Origin of the sequence: Cellulomonas pasadenensis, from assembly GCF_047229365.1 — a bacterium.
Taxonomy (GTDB): Bacteria; Actinomycetota; Actinomycetes; order Actinomycetales; family Cellulomonadaceae; genus Cellulomonas.
This window is the reverse complement of sequence record NZ_JBFTEP010000095.1, coordinates 1-14,289: the sequence shown is the minus strand read 5'-3', so window position 1 is coordinate 14,289 and position 14,289 is coordinate 1. Positions and strand designations below refer to the sequence as shown.

Genomic DNA, 14,289 nt, shown 5'->3' with positions numbered 1-14,289 from the left:
GCGCCGAACCTCACCGCCCTGGCGTGAGCGTGCGGGCGCCCGGCGGCCCCCAGGGGGCGGGCCGCCGGCGCCGCGCACGACCGGCGGGCGGCGTCCGCGCCGGTAGCCTGGGCCGGTGAGCCTGCGGCTGTTCGACAGCGGCACCCAGTCGGTGCGCGACTTCGTCCCTCTCGTCGAGGGCGAGGTCGGCGTCTACCTGTGCGGTGCCACCGTCCAGGCGCCCCCGCACATCGGCCACCTGCGCTCGGGCGTCGCGTTCGACGTGCTCGTGCGCTGGCTGCGCCGCGGCGGCACCCGCGTCACCCTCGTCCGCAACGTCACGGACATCGACGACAAGATCCTCGCGAAGGCCGCCGACGCCGGTGCGCCGTGGTGGGCGTGGGCGATGGCGAACGAGCGCGCGTTCACCGCCGCGTACGACGCGCTGGGCGTGCTGCCGCCGAGCTACGAGCCGCGCGCGACGGGGCACGTCCCGGCGATGCTCGACCTCATGGCGCGCCTCGTCGAGCGCGGCCACGCGTACGTCGCGGGCCCCGGCGACGTGTACTTCGACGTCCGGTCGTGGCCGTCGTACGGGGAGCTGACGAACCAGCGGCTCGACGACATGGTCGACTCCCCGGACGACGCCGGTGCGGGCGGCAAGCGCGACCCGCACGACTTCGCGCTGTGGAAGGCGCCGAAGGCGGGGGAGCCGGAGAGCGCCTCGTGGGACACGCCCTACGGGCGCGGCCGCCCGGGCTGGCACCTCGAGTGCTCCGCGATGGCGCACCGCTACCTCGGCGAGGCGTTCGACATCCACGGCGGCGGGCTCGACCTGCGCTTCCCGCACCACGAGAACGAGCAGGCGCAGTCGCACGCCGCCGGGTACGGGTTCGCGCGGTACTGGCTGCACAACGGCTGGGTCACGCAGGGCGGCGCGAAGATGAGCAAGTCGCTCGGCAACGGGCTGCTCGTCACGGCGGTGCTCGAGAAGGTACGCCCCGTGGTGCTGCGGTACGCCATGACGGCCGTGCAGTACCGGTCGATGCTCGAGTGGACCGACGACACCCTCCGCGAGGCCGAGGCGACGTGGGACCGCCTCGCCGGGTTCGTCCAGCGCGCGACCGAGCGCGTGGGCGCCGCCACCGCCGACGAGGTCGCCGCGGTCGCCCTGCCCACCGGCTTCGCCGCCGCGATGGACGACGACCTCAACGTGCCGGCCGCGCTCGCGGTGGTGCACGAGACGCTGCGCGCCGGCAACAGCGCGCTCGCGGCCGGCGACGACGCCGCGGCGCGCGACGCGATGGTGTCGCTGCGCGGCATGCTCGACGTGCTGGGGCTCGACCCGGCCTCGCCGCAGTGGACGACCGCGGGCGGGGACGACCGCGCGGAGCGCGCGCTCGCGTCCCTGGTCGCCGCGGAGCTCGACGCCCGCGCGGCCGCCCGTGCCGCGCGGGACTGGACCACCGCCGACGCGATCCGCGAGCGCCTCACGGCCGCGGGCGTCGTCGTCGAGGACTCGCCGACGGGGGCGCGCTGGACGCTCGCCGCCCCCACCGACCCCACGGAGGACTGATGGCCGGCAACTCATCGCGTCGCGGCGCGACGCGCAAGGCAGGATCCAAGAAGGGCGCGACCGTCGGCACCGGCGGTCACGGCCGCCGCTCGCTCGAGGGCAAGGGCCCGACGCCGAAGGCCGAGGACCGCCCGTACCACGTGGCGCACAAGCGCAAGGTCGCCGCGCAGAAGGGCACGGCCTCGGGTCGCCCGACGGCCGGCGCGTCGCGCAGCGCGGCGGGCGGGCGCGGCGGCCGCACGAGCTCGACCCACGAGATGGTCGCGGGCCGCAACTCGGTCCTCGAGGCGCTGCGCGCCGGCATCCCGGTGACCACGGTGTACCTGGCGGCTCGGCTCGAGGCCGACGACCGCACGCGCGAGATCGTGGCGATCGCCGCGGACGCGGGCTACCCGCTGCTCGAGGTGGGCCGTGGCGAGCTCGACCGCCTCACCGACGACGCCGTGCACCAGGGCGTGGCCCTGCAGGTGCCGCCGTACGAGTACGGCGAGCCCGACGACCTGCTCGACGCGGCGGAGGAGGCCGGCGTGCCGCCGCTCGTCGTGGCGCTCGACGGCGTCACGGACCCCCGCAACCTCGGCGCGGTGCTGCGGTCCGCGGGTGCGTTCGGCGCGCACGGCGTGCTCGTGCCGGAGCGGCGCTCGGCCGGCGTGACCGCGGCGGCCTGGAAGGTGTCGGCCGGTGCGGCCGCACGCGTGCCGGTGGCCCGCGCGACGAACCTGACGCGGGCGCTGCAGGCGTACCGGCAGGCCGGCGTGTTCGTCGTCGGCCTCGACGCGGGCGGCGACGTGCCGCTCGGGGAGCTGCCGTACGCGAACGACCCGCTCGTGCTCGTCGTCGGGTCCGAGGGCAAGGGCCTGTCGCGGCTCGTGCGCGAGCAGTGCGACGCGATCGCGTCGATCCCGATCGCGTCGGCTGTCGAGTCGCTCAACGCCGGCGTCGCCGCGGGCATCGCGCTGTACGAGGTCGCGCGCCAGCGCACGGCCTGACGTCCGGCACGCCGCCGTCCCCGGCCGCCGGGGGCGCGCGGCGACGGTCAGCCGATGAGGCGGTCCGGGTCCAGGTCGTCCACGCGCGGCACGCCGGCGGTGTCGGAGTCGCGCAGGTCCTCGGCGCGCGTGCCGAGCACGGCCTGCTCGTCGGGGCGGGTCGGCAGGATGGTGCGCACGTAGCTCGCCGCGACCTCGGGCATCGGCACGTCGCGGCCCTGCTGCTGCGACAGGTACCACCGGTGGTCCAGCAGCTCGTGGTACACCTGCGCGGGCTCGAGCTTGGTGCGCAGCTCGCGCGGGACGCTGCGCACGGCCGGCTCGAAGATCTCCGTGAGCCAGTCGTGGGCGACGAACGACTCGTCCTCGGCCTGCCGGTCGGTGGCGGCGCGGAACTCGTCGAGGTCGTTGAGCAGCCGGCGCGCCTGGTTCTCCTGCACGTCGAGGCCGGTCAGGCGCATGAGCCGGCGCGAGTGGTGGCCCGCGTCGACGACCTTCGGCTGGATGCGCACCGACGTGCCCTCGACGTCGGTGGTGATGTCGAGCTCGCCGACGTCGAAGCCGAGGTCGTTGAGCCGGTCGATGCGGGCCTGCACGCGCCACCGCTCGCCGTACCCGAACGACTCGACCTCGGTGAGGGCCTTCCACAGCTCCTGGTACCGCTCGGCGAGCGCGTCGCCGATCGCGACGGCGTCCTCGTCCTCGTCGAGGAACTCGCCGGCCTGCAGGTCCATGAGCTCGCCGATGATGTTGACGCGCGCGACCTCGAGGTCGTAGCTGCGCTGGCCCACCGACAGGCGGTCGTGCAGGTCGCCCGTCTCCGCGTCCACGAGGTACGCCGCGAACGTCTCCGCGTCGCGCCGGAACAGCGTGTTCGACAGCGACACGTCGCCCCAGTAGAAGCCCGCGAGGTGCAGGCGCACCATGAGCACCGCGAGGGCGTCGATGAGCCGTGTCGCGGTGTCGGGCCGCAGCGACTGGCTGAACAGCGCGCGGTACGGCAGCGAGAACGACAGGTGCTGCGTGATGAGCACCGCCTCGAGCGGCTCGCCGTCGGGCGCGCGCCGGCCCGTGATGACGCCGACCGGCTCGACGCTCGGCACGTCGAGCTTGCGCAGCTGCCGCAGCAGCTCGTACTCGCGGTGCGCGACGGTCTCGCCGATCTCCTTGATGGCGATGACCCGGCCCGACAGCCGCGCGAACCGCACGACGTGCCGCGAGATGCCGCGGGGGAGGGCGGCGAGGTTCTCGGCCGGCCAGTCCTCGAGCGGGACGTGCCAGGGGAGGTCGAGGAGTGCCGGGTCGGGGCTCGCCGCCGTGATCTGCAGACGCTGCGCCGTGCCGCTCATGCGTCGATCCTCTCAGGTCCGGGCCGGACGCGACGAGGCGGGCCCGGTCGTGACCGGACCCGCCTCGTCGTGGTGCGTGGTGCGACGCCGAGGCGTCAGGACATGCGCTCGCCCGAGCCCGCGTGGAACAGGTGCTGCTCGTTCGGGCGGATGCGGACGTTGATCGAGTCGCCCTTGGCGGGGACCTGACGCGGGTCGACGCGGACGATGACCTGCGCGTCGCCGGCGCCCGAGTGGACCTGGCTGGCCTGCCCGAACTCGTTGGTGAGCGAGCCGTAGACGAACGCGTCCGAGCCGAGCTCCTCGACGATGTTCACGACCACGGGGAACGAGTCCGGCGTGCCGGCGGGCACGACGTCCAGCGACTCGGGGCGGAAGCCGACCGTGATGTGGCCCTTGTCGTCGTCCGAGAGGCGGCTGATCGCCTCGCGCGGCAGGAGCAGGCGCGACTGGCCGACCGACGCGGCGCCGTCGAGCACCGGGAACGTGCCGATGTTCATGGCGGGCGAGCCGATGAAGCCGGCGACGAACACGTTGGCGGGCGTGTCGTACATGTCCCGCGGCGTGCCGACCTGCTGGAGGATGCCGTCCTTGAGGACCGCGATGCGGTCACCCATGGTGAGGGCCTCGGTCTGGTCGTGCGTGACGTAGACCGTCGTGACGCCGAGGCGGCGCTGCAGCGACGCGATCTGCGTGCGCGTCTGGACGCGGAGCTTGGCGTCGAGGTTCGACAGCGGCTCGTCCATGAGGAAGACCTGCGGCTGGCGGACGATCGCGCGACCCATCGCGACACGCTGGCGCTGACCGCCGGAGAGCGCCTTCGGCTTGCGGTCGAGGTACTGCGTGAGGTCGAGGATCTTGGCGGCCTCCTCGACGCGGGTGCGGATCTCCGCCTTCGGCGTGCCGGCGATCTTGAGCGCGAAGCCCATGTTGTCCGCGACCGTCATGTGCGGGTACAGCGCGTAGTTCTGGAACACCATCGCGATGTCGCGGTCCTTCGGCTGGACGTCCGTGACGTCGCGGTCGCCGATGAGGATGCGGCCGGCGTTGACGTCCTCCAGGCCGGCGAGCATGCGCAGCGAGGTGGACTTGCCGCAGCCCGAGGGGCCGACGAGGACGAGGAACTCGCCGTCCTCGATGTGCAGGTTGAGGGCGTCCACCGCGGGACGCTCCGTGCCCGGGTAGATCCGGGTCGCGCTGTCGAAAGTGACCGTGGCCATGTTCGGTCTTTCCCTTCACCGGCAGGTACGTGCCGGACGATCCGTCGTGAAGAGTGTCAACGCAGGGTCGGTGGAGGCACCCTGCCGAGCGCTGTGTCTCCGCTGACACGGACCGGGGGCGTCCTCGCGAACTCCCTCGGCCGGGTCACGAGTATGGCACACGCCACGTCCGGCCTGTCCGGGACGCCCGTTCCGTGCCCACGCCGCCGCCCGGACGGGGCCGCGCCCTCACCCGGACGGCCGACCCGCGACCGTGCAGGTCAGCGCGTCGCGCGCTCCACCGCGGCGAGCACGCCGACGACCGCCTCGGGGTCGGCGACGCGGTACCGCGCGGCGGTGGCGCCGGCACCGACCTTGACCGTGAGGTCGTCGTCGCCGAGCGCCGCGAAGGCGTGCTCGTCGGTCACGTCGTCGCCCGCGTAGAGGACGACCGGCGCACCGAGCTCGTGCCGCAGCGCCTGCAGGGCGGTGCCCTTGTCGGCGGGCAGCACGGTGAGCTCGACGACGTCCTTGCCGTGCAGCGTGCCCGCGCCGAGCTCCGCGCCGAGCGCGAGCGCCTCCTGCTCGGCGGGGCCGGCGACCTCGCGCTCGGCGAGCCGCGTGTGCACGACCACCGCCGTCGGCTTCGTCTCCACCCACACGCCGTCGCGACCGCGCGCGACCGCGGCCGCGCGGGCCCCCAGCGCGGCGAGGCGGTCTGCCTGCTCCGGCGTCAGCTCGACGACGTCGCGGTCCAGCCCGGAGGTCGTCACGCGGGCGCGCTCGGCGCCGTGGCTGCCGACGAGGTACGTGCCGGGCGGCACCTCGGCGAGCGCGTGCAGGTCCGCCATGGCGCGGCCGGAGACGAGCGCCAGGAGCACGCCGTCGCGGCCGCCGAGGGCGGCGAGGACCTCGACGCCCGCGGGGAGGATGGCCGACGTGCTCGGGTCGTCGACGAGCGGGGCGAGCACGCCGTCGAAGTCGAGCGCGACCAGCAGCGGACGGCGGGCGGGGTCGGCGAGCACCGCCGCGAGGCGGTCGGCGAGCGCGCGGGCGTCCTGCGGGTCGGCGCCGGCGGGCGTCGCGTCAGTCATCCTCGGTCCCCTCGAGCGCGTCGGCCGGGGCGGCGTCCCGGTTCCCGGCCCTGTTCTCGTCCCGGTTCTCGTCCTGGTTCTCGTCCCGGTTCTCGTCCCTGTACCGGTCGGCGTCGAACGGGTCGCCGTGGCGCTGGGCGTCCTGGTAGCGCGGCGCCGCGGCCGGCGCGCCGTCGTCCCCGCGGTCGTCCCCGCCGTCGTCCCCGCGGTCGTCGCCCCGGTCGGCGCCCGTCCCGGTGCGGCCCGCGGCGTCCCGCGCGGGCACCGACGTCAGCGCGGACAGGAACTGCTGCGACCACGCCGCGACGTCGTGCCCGAGCACGCGGCGGCGCAGGCGGCGCATGCGCTTGCGCGACTCGCGCGGCTCCATGTGCACGGCGTACGTGATCGCGTCCTTCATGCCGGAGATGTCGTGCGGGTTCACCAGCACCGCGCCGACGAGCTCGTCCGCCGCACCCGTGAACTCGCTGAGCACCAGCGCGCCCCGGTCGTCGGACCGTGCCGCGACGTACTCCTTCGCGACGAGGTTCATGCCGTCCCGCAGCGCCGTGACGAGCATGACGTCGGCGGCGAGGTACAGCGCCGCCATCTCCTCCATGGGGAAGGACTGGTGCAGGTACTGCACCGGCGCGTGGCCCACCGTGCCGTGGTCGCCGTTGATCCGGCCCACGAGCAGCTCGACCTCGTCGCGCAGCTGCTGGTAGGCGCCCACGTTCTCGCGGCTCGGGCTCGCGACCTGCACGAGCGTGGTGTCGGTCGGCGACAGGCGGCCGTCCTCGAGGAGCTCGCCGTACGCCTTGATGCGGTGGCGGATGCCCTTGGTGTAGTCGAGCCGGTCGACGCCGAGCAGCAGCACCTCGGGGTCGCCCAGCTCGGTGCGGATCTCCTTGGCCCGCGCCTGCACCTCGGGCGTGCGCGCGAGCTCGTCGAACGCGTGCGAGTCGATCGAGATCGGGAACGCCGCGGCGCGCACGTGCCGCTGCTGCGGCGTCCCGTCGCCGAGCGTGACCACCTGGCCGCGCGTCGTCAGGTCGGTGAGGCGCCGCACGACGCGCACGAAGTTCGCCGCGTCGCCCGCGCGCTGGAAGCCGACGAGGTCGGCGCCGAGCAGGCCCTCGACGACCTGCTTGCGCCACGGCAGCTGCGCGAAGATCTCCAGCGGCGGGAACGGGATGTGGTGGAAGTAGCCGATCCGCAGGTCGGGGCGCAGCTCGCGCAGGAACGCCGGCACGAGCTGCAGCTGGTAGTCGTGGACCCACACCGTGCCGCCGGGCGCCGCCTGCCGCGCCGCGGCCTCGGCGAAGCGCCGGTTGACCTTCTGGTACGCGTCCCACCACTGCCGGTGGAACTGCGGCGGCGCGATGACGTCGTGGTACAGCGGCCACAGCGTGTCGTTGGCGAAGCCCTCGTAGTACCGCTCCATGTCCTGCTCGGTGAGCATGACCGGGACCAGGCGCGTGCCGTCGACGACGAACGGGTCCAGCTCGAGGCCGGGTGACCCGCCCCACCCCACCCACGCGCCCTCGGCGTTGGCCATCACGGGCGCGAGGGCGGTCACCAGACCGCCGGGGGACCGGGTCCAGGTCGGCTCGCCGGCCTCGTCGAGGCTCACGTCGACAGGGAGGCGGTTCGCGACGACGACCAGGTCGTGGCCGTCGGCGGGCACGTCGAAGGGCACGCGGATCAACTCCTCGGGATCGGTGCCGACCCTAGTGCTCCCGTCGGGGCCCCGCCCGGGCTCCGGCCCGGGTGTGGCGTCCCCCACGTGCGGCGACGCGCCCGCTAGCGTGCCGGTCATGGAGCGGATCGGCCTGGCGCCGGGGTCGGAGATCGGCGGCTACACGGTCGTCGCCCCCCTCGGCTCCGGCGGCATGGGGACGGTGTACCGGGCGGTCGACGGCGGGGGCACCGCGGTGGCGCTGAAGCTGCTGCACCCGCACGTCGGCGCGGACGCGGCGGTGCGCGCGCGGCTCATGCGCGAGGTGGCGGCGCTGCAGCGCCTGCGGCACCCGGCGGTGGCGGCCGTGCTCGACGCCGAGGCCGACTCGACCGAGGCGTTCCTCGTCACCGAGCTCGTCCCGGGCGAGACGCTCACCGAGCGCGTCCGCGCGCGCGGCCCGCTCGACGAGGAGGAGCTGCTCGCGCTCGCGGAGGGGCTGCGGTCCGCGCTGGCGGCGGTGCACGCCGCCGGCGTCGTGCACCGCGACCTCAAGCCGTCCAACGTGCTGCTCACCGACGACGGGCCCGTGCTCATCGACTTCGGGCTCGCGCAGGGCGTGGACGACGACGCGACCCTGACGACGGCCGGCTTCGTGCTCGGCACGCCCGGGTACCTCGCGCCCGAGCTGCTCGACGGCGCCGAGCCGGGCGTCGCGACCGACCTGTGGGGCTGGGCGGCGCTGCTCGCGTTCGCCGCGACCGGCCGGGACCCCTTCGGCACGCGCCCGGTCGAGGCCGTGCTCGCGCGCGCCCGCTCCGGCGAGGTCGACCTGGCCGGCGTCGGCCCGCTCACCGCCGCGGCGCTCACCGGCGCGCTCCGCCCCGACGCCGCCGCCCGCACGACGCCCGAGGACGTGGTGGCGGCGCTGCGCGTCGTCGCCGAGGAGGGCGACCTGCCGTCGGGCACCGACGCCACCGCGGCGCTCGCCGCGCTCACGGGCGCCGGTGCGGTGGGCGCGGCCGGTGCGGCGGGTGCGGGCGTGGTCACGGCGGACGACGTGGTCGACGACGGGGCCGACGGGGACGCGCCCGACGGCGACGCGGGCGACGGCGACGCGGCCGACGACGACGTGCCGGTCGACGACGACGTGCCGGTCGACGACGCCGAGGGCGACGCCGGCGACGAGGCCGACGACGCGGACGAGGACGCGTGGGCCGACGAGGACGCGTGGGCCGACGACGAGTACGATGCCGGCGAGGACGACGTCGTCACCACGCTGGTCGGGCGCGACGAGATGCCGACGACGTTCGTCGCGGCCGGCTCCGGGCTGGGGCCGGCCGACGGGGACGACGGCGACGACGGCGACGACGAGCTCGACGACGACCTCGACGACGAGCTCGACGACGACGGCCACGACGAGGGCGACCACGACCCCGCGGGCGTGGGCACCGCGCCGACCGTCGCCCTCGCGGGCGCTGCGGCGCGCGCCGGCACGACGGCCGTCGGCCCGCCGGAGCCGCCGGCCAACGACGGCCGGACCGTCGCCGTGCCGCTGAATGCCGCCCGCACGGACGACCCCGACGCGACCCTCGTCGCGCCGCCGGCCCGGTCGGCGTCGGGTCGCGACGTCCGGCACGACCCCGACGCCTGGGCCCACCCGGCCCGCGGGACCGAGGACGACGCGGACGACGGCGCGTGGCACGAGGGCGAGTGGCACGACGGCCACGACGACGACCCGGACGGCGTCGACTGGATCGAGGACGACCTCGAGCGCTCGGACCACCCCGGCGAGGAGGGCTCCGGCTACGTCCGCCCGCCGGCCCGGCGCCGGTGGGGCACGCTCCTCGCGCTCGGGCTGCTCGTGGGCGTCGCCGGCGCGCACGCGCCCGGCATCACGCTGCTCGTCGTCCTCGTGCTGGTCGTGCTGGTGCGCGCCGTCGGCTCGACCGTCGAGGCGATGCACGGCCGGCGCGAGCGCGCGGGCGTGCGCCGCTCGGACGTGCCGATCGCGATCGCGTCGTCGCCGTGGCACCTCGTGCGCGCGGTGCTCGGCGTGGTGCCGTCCGTGCTCGTCGGCGCCAGCGTCGTCGTCATCGCCGTCGGGGTGGCGTGGTGGCTGGTCGGGTCGGGGCGGTGGGTGCTGGGCGACGCCGTGCCGGGCGAGCCGCCGCGCGGCCTGGTGGCGTCGGCCGTCGTGGGCGCCGCGGTGCTGCTCGCGGTGCTGGTCCTGTGGTTCGGGCCGCTGTCCCGCATGACCCGCACGGGTGCCCGGCGCGTGCTCGCGGCCGTCGCGCCGGGGTGGGTCGGCGGGCTCGTGGTCGTCGTGCTGGCGCTGGTCGCGGCGGCGGCGCTCGCGCACCAGGTGCTGTCCGGCACGCCCGTGGAGTGGGCGCCGCTGCCGACGCCGCGGATGCCCGTGCCCTGACCGTCGGCCGGACGCCCGCACGTGCGGGCCCGCCGGCGGCGTCCGAACCGCTTCGCCCCGGCCCCCCGGACGCCGGGGCCCTCGGCACGGGCAGGTCGAGCGCCTACCCTGAGCCCGTGCGAACGCGTCCCGCCCCGGTGCTGCGGCACGCGCGCGCCCGCGCCGTGACGCTCGCCGGCGTGCTGCTCGCGCTGACGCCGCTCGTCGTCGCCGCCGAGGGACGCGTGCTCGTGCACCGCTGCGTCGTGGCCGACGGACCGCTCGCGGCCGTCGGCGTGCGCATGGACGTGCTCGCGTCGGCGGCGCACTGCCCGCAGGGCGCGTACGCCCTGGGCGGGACGTCGCAGGGCGCGGTGCTGCTGCTCAGCGTCGCGGTGCCGGTGGTGGCGCTGCACCTCCTGCTCGCGGCGGCGGGCCTGGGGCTCGGCGCGCTCGTGCACCGGGCCCGTGCCGGTGTCGTCGCGCTGCTCGGCGCCGCCGACGTGCGCCGCGTCGTCGCGCTCGTCCTGCCCGCCGTGCCGCGCTCGCCCCTGCGGGCGCCCGTGCTGCCGGTCCTCGTGCGGCACGACCGCGGCCTCGTGCTCGTCCGCCCGCACCGGGGGCCGCCCGTGGCCTGCTGACCGGCCCGACCGGTCCCGCGCCCGCACGTCCCGCCGGCAGCGCCGGCACCCGGAGCACCAGGAGCACCCATGCCCACGAACGACCCCCGTCCCACCAAGGCCGTGCGGCGCGAGGACGCACGCGCCAAGGCGCTCGCCCTGCGCCAGGAGCAGGAGCGCAAGGCCAAGCGCAACCGGCTGCTCGCGATCGGCGGCCTCGTCGCCGCGGTCGCAGTCCTCGGCGCCGTCGTGTTCGCCATCGTCCGGCAGGGCGCCGAGCGCGCCGAGGCGTACGGCACCGTGCAGTACGGCGGCGGCGCCGACGGCCTCGTCGTGCCGGCCGTCGACGAGGTCGAGGGCCCGTCGGTCGCCGAGGGCGGCGCCATCCCGGTGAGCGCCGCGGGCGTCGGCGAGGCAGCCGAGGGCACGACCGTCACCGTGTACTTCGACTTCATGTGCCCCTACTGCGGCCAGTTCGACGCCGCGAACGGCGCCGAGCTCGAGCAGCTCGCCGCGCAGGAGGGCATCACCGTCGAGTACCGGCCCATCTCGTTCCTCGACGGCACGTCGCAGGGCACCTTCTACTCGACGCGCGCGGCCAACGCGCTCGCGGTCGTCGCCGAGGAGGACCCGGAGCACATGGTCGCGTTCATGACGGCGCTGTACGACAACCAGCCCGAGGAGGGCTCGTCCGGCCTGAGCGACACCGAGATCGCGGAGATCGCCACCGAGGCCGGCGTCCCCGCCGCGGTGACCGAGCAGTTCACGGCGACGGTCGACGGCACCTTCGAGGTGACGACGGACGACGGCACCGAGGAGCGCGAGGGCACCTGGCGCACGTACTCCCCGTGGGTCGCCGCCGCGACGCAGCAGGCGGAGACCGACCTCGGCGGCATCAGCACGCCGTCGGTGCTCATCGACGGCGTGAAGTGGGAGGGCGACCTCTACACCCCGGGCCCGCTAACGGAGGCCGTGCTGGCCGCCGCGGCCGGCGCGCAGGGCTGACGCCACCCGACGTCCGCGGGCGCCCGTCCTCCGGGACGGGCGCCCGCGGCGTCCCGGGCGCCGGCCGGTACGCTGGCGCCCTCGCCTCCTTAGCTCAGCTGGCCAGAGCAGCTGTCTTGTAAACAGCAGGTCGTCGGTTCGAATCCGACAGGGGGCTCCACCGCACGCGTCACCCCGCACCTCGACGAGGAGGCCGGCATGACGGTCCCGTCCGCGCCCGACGCCGACGCCGGCACCCGCACCGGCGCCCGGGAGGAGCCGACGGTGGTGCCCACGGCCGTGGGTGACCTGCGCGCCGTCGTCCGCACGCCCGCCGCCGCACCCGGCCCGCTGCCGGGTGTCGTCCTCGTCGACGGCTCCGGCGACGGCGACGTGGACGGGTGGGGCGGCTGGCCGACGTGGGTGGCCGACGCCGGCGCGGTCGTGCTGCGGCACGACAAGCCCGGCTGCGGCGGGTCGCCGGGCCGCTGGACCGACCAGACGCTCGAGGACCGTGCGCACGAGTCGCTGGCCGCGCTGCGGGTGCTGCGGGCGCACGCGGGGACGGCCGGCCGGCCGGTCGGCCTGTACGGCGTCAGCCAGGGCGGGTGGGTGGCGATGCTCGCGGCGGCGATCGCGCCCGACGAGGTGGGCTTCGTCGTGTGCCACTCGGGTCCCGGCACGACGCCGGCGCGGCAGGAGCGGTACCGCGTCGCGACGGCGCTGCGGGCCGCCGGGCACGACGACGCCACGGTCGCCGCGGGCCTGGCGTGGCTCGACCGGCGCACGGCCCTGCTGCGCGACGGCGTGCCCGTGGACGACGTCCTGGCGGAGCAGGCGCGGCACGCGGGCGCGCCGTGGGCCGGGCCGGTGCTCGACGGCTACGACGACCCGGCGGTGCTCGGGTTCGTCGCGGGGGTCCTCGACGTCGACCCCGCCGACGTGCTGCCGCGCCTGCGGTGCCCGGTCCTCGCCCTGCTCGGCGGCGCGGACCCGGTCGTGCCCGTGCCGGAGAGCGTCCGCGCGTTCGCCGAGCACCTGCCGCCGGACCCGCGCCACGGTCTCGCGGTGCTCCCCGGCGCCGACCACGGGCTGTTCCTCTCCGGACCGGTCCCCGGCGTCCCGCGACGCGACCAGCTCGCGCCGGCCTACCTGCCGACCCTCACCGCGTTCCTCGTCGACCGGCGCGCCGGCTGACGGTCGCCGGCGGCGCGCACGCCCCGCGGCGGCGAAACTGACGCCGATGAGCCACGTCCCGCGCCCCGCCGCCCGCGCCGGGTTCCTGTCCCGGCCGGTGCTGCTCGGCGTCTACCTGCCCGCGCTGGTGTACGAGCTCGGCATGGGCGCCGTCGTGCCCGTGGTGGCCGTGCGGTCCGTCGAGCTCGGCGCCGACCTCGCGACGGCCGGGGTCCTCGCGGCGCTGCTGGGCGTGGGGCAGCTGCTCGCCGACGTCCCGGCGGGCGCGCTCGCGAGCCGCGTGGGGGACCGCAACGCGATGCTGCTGGCGTCGGCCGTCGCGGTAGTCGCGTTCGCCGGCTGCGCGCTCGCCGACCGGGTCGCGCTGCTCGCCGTCGGGGCGCTGTGCGTGGGCGCGACGAACGCGGTGTTCATGCTCGCGCGGCAGGCGTACGTCACCGGGATCACGCCCGTGGTGCACCGGGCCCGCGCGCTGTCCACGCTCGGCGGCGTCGGGCGCATCGGCGTGTTCCTCGGCCCGTTCCTCGGCGCCGCGCTCATCCACGTCACGGCGACGCCTGCGGCGTTCTGGCTCGCCGTCGGCACGACGCTCGTGGCGGTCGCCGTGCTCCTCGCCGTGCCCGACGTCGCCGGCCCGCACACGCGCCCCGCCGTGCGCGCGTCCGTGCTCCAGGTGGTGCGCGACCACCGGCACGTGCTGCTGACGCTGGGGTCCGCGGTGCTGCTGGTCGGCGTCGTCCGCGGCGCCCGGCAGTCCGTCGTGCCGCTGTGGGGCGAGCACCTGGGCCTCGCGCCCGCGACGACGAGCGTCGTCTACGGCGTCGCCGGCGCCCTCGACGTGCTGCTGTTCTACCCCGCGGGGCGGGTCATGGACCGGCGCGGCCGGCTCGCCGTCGCGGTGCCGTCGATGCTCGTCATGGCGCTCGCGATGCTGCTGCTGCCCACGACGTCCACGGTGGCCGGGCTCGCGGCGGTCGCGGTGGTGCTCGGCGCCGGCAACGGCATCAGCTCGGGGCTGCTCATGACCCTCGGGTCGGACGTCGCCCCGCCCGACCGCCGCGCCGCGTTCCTCGGGGCGTGGCGGCTGCTGCAGGACTCCGGCAACGCCGCCGGACCGCTCGTCGTCTCGGCGGGCGCGGCGCTGGGCAGCGTCGGCGCCGGCGTCCTCGCCACCGGCGGCGTCGCGCTCGCGGCCGCCGGCGCGCCCGGCGGCGGACGCGACGACGGCGAGCGGCACG

The 14,289-nt window shown here is 76.3% G+C and carries 10 protein-coding genes, 1 tRNA gene and 1 pseudogene; 8 read left to right on the top strand and 4 right to left on the bottom strand.

All coding sequences use genetic code 11. The annotated features are described in order from the left end of the window. Positions 1-115: 115 nt before the first annotated feature. Together cysS and rlmB are read left to right on the top strand one after the other, a co-directional pair. The gene (gene cysS / locus AB6N23_RS13205; RefSeq protein ID WP_378205689.1) at positions 116-1,555 is read left to right on the top strand and encodes a cysteine--tRNA ligase; all 1,440 of its coding nucleotides are present in this window, start codon (positions 116-118) and stop codon (positions 1,553-1,555) included. Further along, positions 1,555-2,544: a 23S rRNA (guanosine(2251)-2'-O)-methyltransferase RlmB gene (gene rlmB, locus AB6N23_RS13200; protein WP_378205692.1), complete on the top strand. Its 990-nt coding sequence runs from the start codon at positions 1,555-1,557 to the stop codon at positions 2,542-2,544. Before cysS ends, rlmB begins: the two co-directional genes overlap by 1 nt. A gap of 47 nt (positions 2,545-2,591) precedes the next feature. On the opposite strand, the gene AB6N23_RS13195 is transcribed toward rlmB, so the two are convergent. From AB6N23_RS13195 to AB6N23_RS13180, 4 genes and pseudogenes are all read right to left on the bottom strand, one after another. Further along, entirely contained in the window at positions 2,592-3,893 is a 1,302-nt protein-coding gene (locus AB6N23_RS13195; protein WP_412866501.1) for a DUF4032 domain-containing protein, read from the bottom strand. Positions 3,894-3,988: 95 nt separating this feature from the next. Further along, entirely contained in the window at positions 3,989-5,113 is a 1,125-nt protein-coding gene (locus AB6N23_RS13190; protein ID WP_412866500.1) for an ABC transporter ATP-binding protein, read from the bottom strand. A 260-nt stretch (positions 5,114-5,373) separates the two neighbouring features. Next, positions 5,374-6,186 carry a trehalose-phosphatase gene (gene otsB, locus AB6N23_RS13185; RefSeq protein ID WP_412866499.1) on the bottom strand — a complete coding sequence of 271 codons (813 nt, stop codon included), beginning with the start codon at positions 6,184-6,186 and terminating at the stop codon, positions 5,374-5,376. 250 nt (positions 6,187-6,436) lie between these two features. Continuing rightward, a pseudogene (locus tag AB6N23_RS13180) lies at positions 6,437-7,852 on the bottom strand (alpha,alpha-trehalose-phosphate synthase (UDP-forming)); the annotation flags it as partial. Positions 7,853-7,982: 130 nt separating this feature from the next. Between AB6N23_RS13180 and AB6N23_RS13175 the strand changes: the two are divergent. The 6 genes from AB6N23_RS13175 to AB6N23_RS13150 all read left to right on the top strand — a co-directional run. After that, entirely contained in the window at positions 7,983-10,271 is a 2,289-nt protein-coding gene (locus AB6N23_RS13175; protein WP_412866498.1) for a serine/threonine-protein kinase, read from the top strand. Between the two features lie 116 nt (positions 10,272-10,387). Next, positions 10,388-10,891: a hypothetical protein gene (locus tag AB6N23_RS13170; protein ID WP_412866497.1), complete on the top strand. Its 504-nt coding sequence runs from the start codon at positions 10,388-10,390 to the stop codon at positions 10,889-10,891. A gap of 69 nt (positions 10,892-10,960) precedes the next feature. Continuing rightward, positions 10,961-11,875: a DsbA family protein gene (locus AB6N23_RS13165; protein ID WP_412866496.1), complete on the top strand. Its 915-nt coding sequence runs from the start codon at positions 10,961-10,963 to the stop codon at positions 11,873-11,875. A gap of 83 nt (positions 11,876-11,958) precedes the next feature. Further along, a tRNA-Thr gene (locus tag AB6N23_RS13160) sits at positions 11,959-12,035 on the top strand. Between the two features lie 38 nt (positions 12,036-12,073). Beyond that, entirely contained in the window at positions 12,074-13,051 is a 978-nt protein-coding gene (locus tag AB6N23_RS13155) for an alpha/beta hydrolase family protein (RefSeq protein ID WP_412866495.1), read from the top strand. A gap of 46 nt (positions 13,052-13,097) precedes the next feature. After that, the coding region (locus tag AB6N23_RS13150; RefSeq protein ID WP_412866494.1) for an MFS transporter at positions 13,098-14,289 on the top strand (1,192 nt) is incomplete at its 3' end.

Excerpts from the sequence above, each read along its gene's own strand:
- rlmB (WP_378205692.1), top strand. The coding sequence starts at position 1,555 with ATGGCCGGCAACTCATCGCGTCGCGGCGCGACGCGCAAGGCAGGATCC.
- AB6N23_RS13195 (WP_412866501.1), bottom strand. The coding sequence starts at position 3,893 with ATGAGCGGCACGGCGCAGCGTCTGCAGATCACGGCGGCGAGCCCCGAC.
- AB6N23_RS13190 (WP_412866500.1), bottom strand. The coding sequence starts at position 5,113 with ATGGCCACGGTCACTTTCGACAGCGCGACCCGGATCTACCCGGGCACG.
- otsB (WP_412866499.1), bottom strand. The coding sequence starts at position 6,186 with ATGACTGACGCGACGCCCGCCGGCGCCGACCCGCAGGACGCCCGCGCG.
- AB6N23_RS13175 (WP_412866498.1), top strand. The coding sequence starts at position 7,983 with ATGGAGCGGATCGGCCTGGCGCCGGGGTCGGAGATCGGCGGCTACACG.
- AB6N23_RS13165 (WP_412866496.1), top strand. The coding sequence starts at position 10,961 with ATGCCCACGAACGACCCCCGTCCCACCAAGGCCGTGCGGCGCGAGGAC.
- AB6N23_RS13155 (WP_412866495.1), top strand. The coding sequence starts at position 12,074 with ATGACGGTCCCGTCCGCGCCCGACGCCGACGCCGGCACCCGCACCGGC.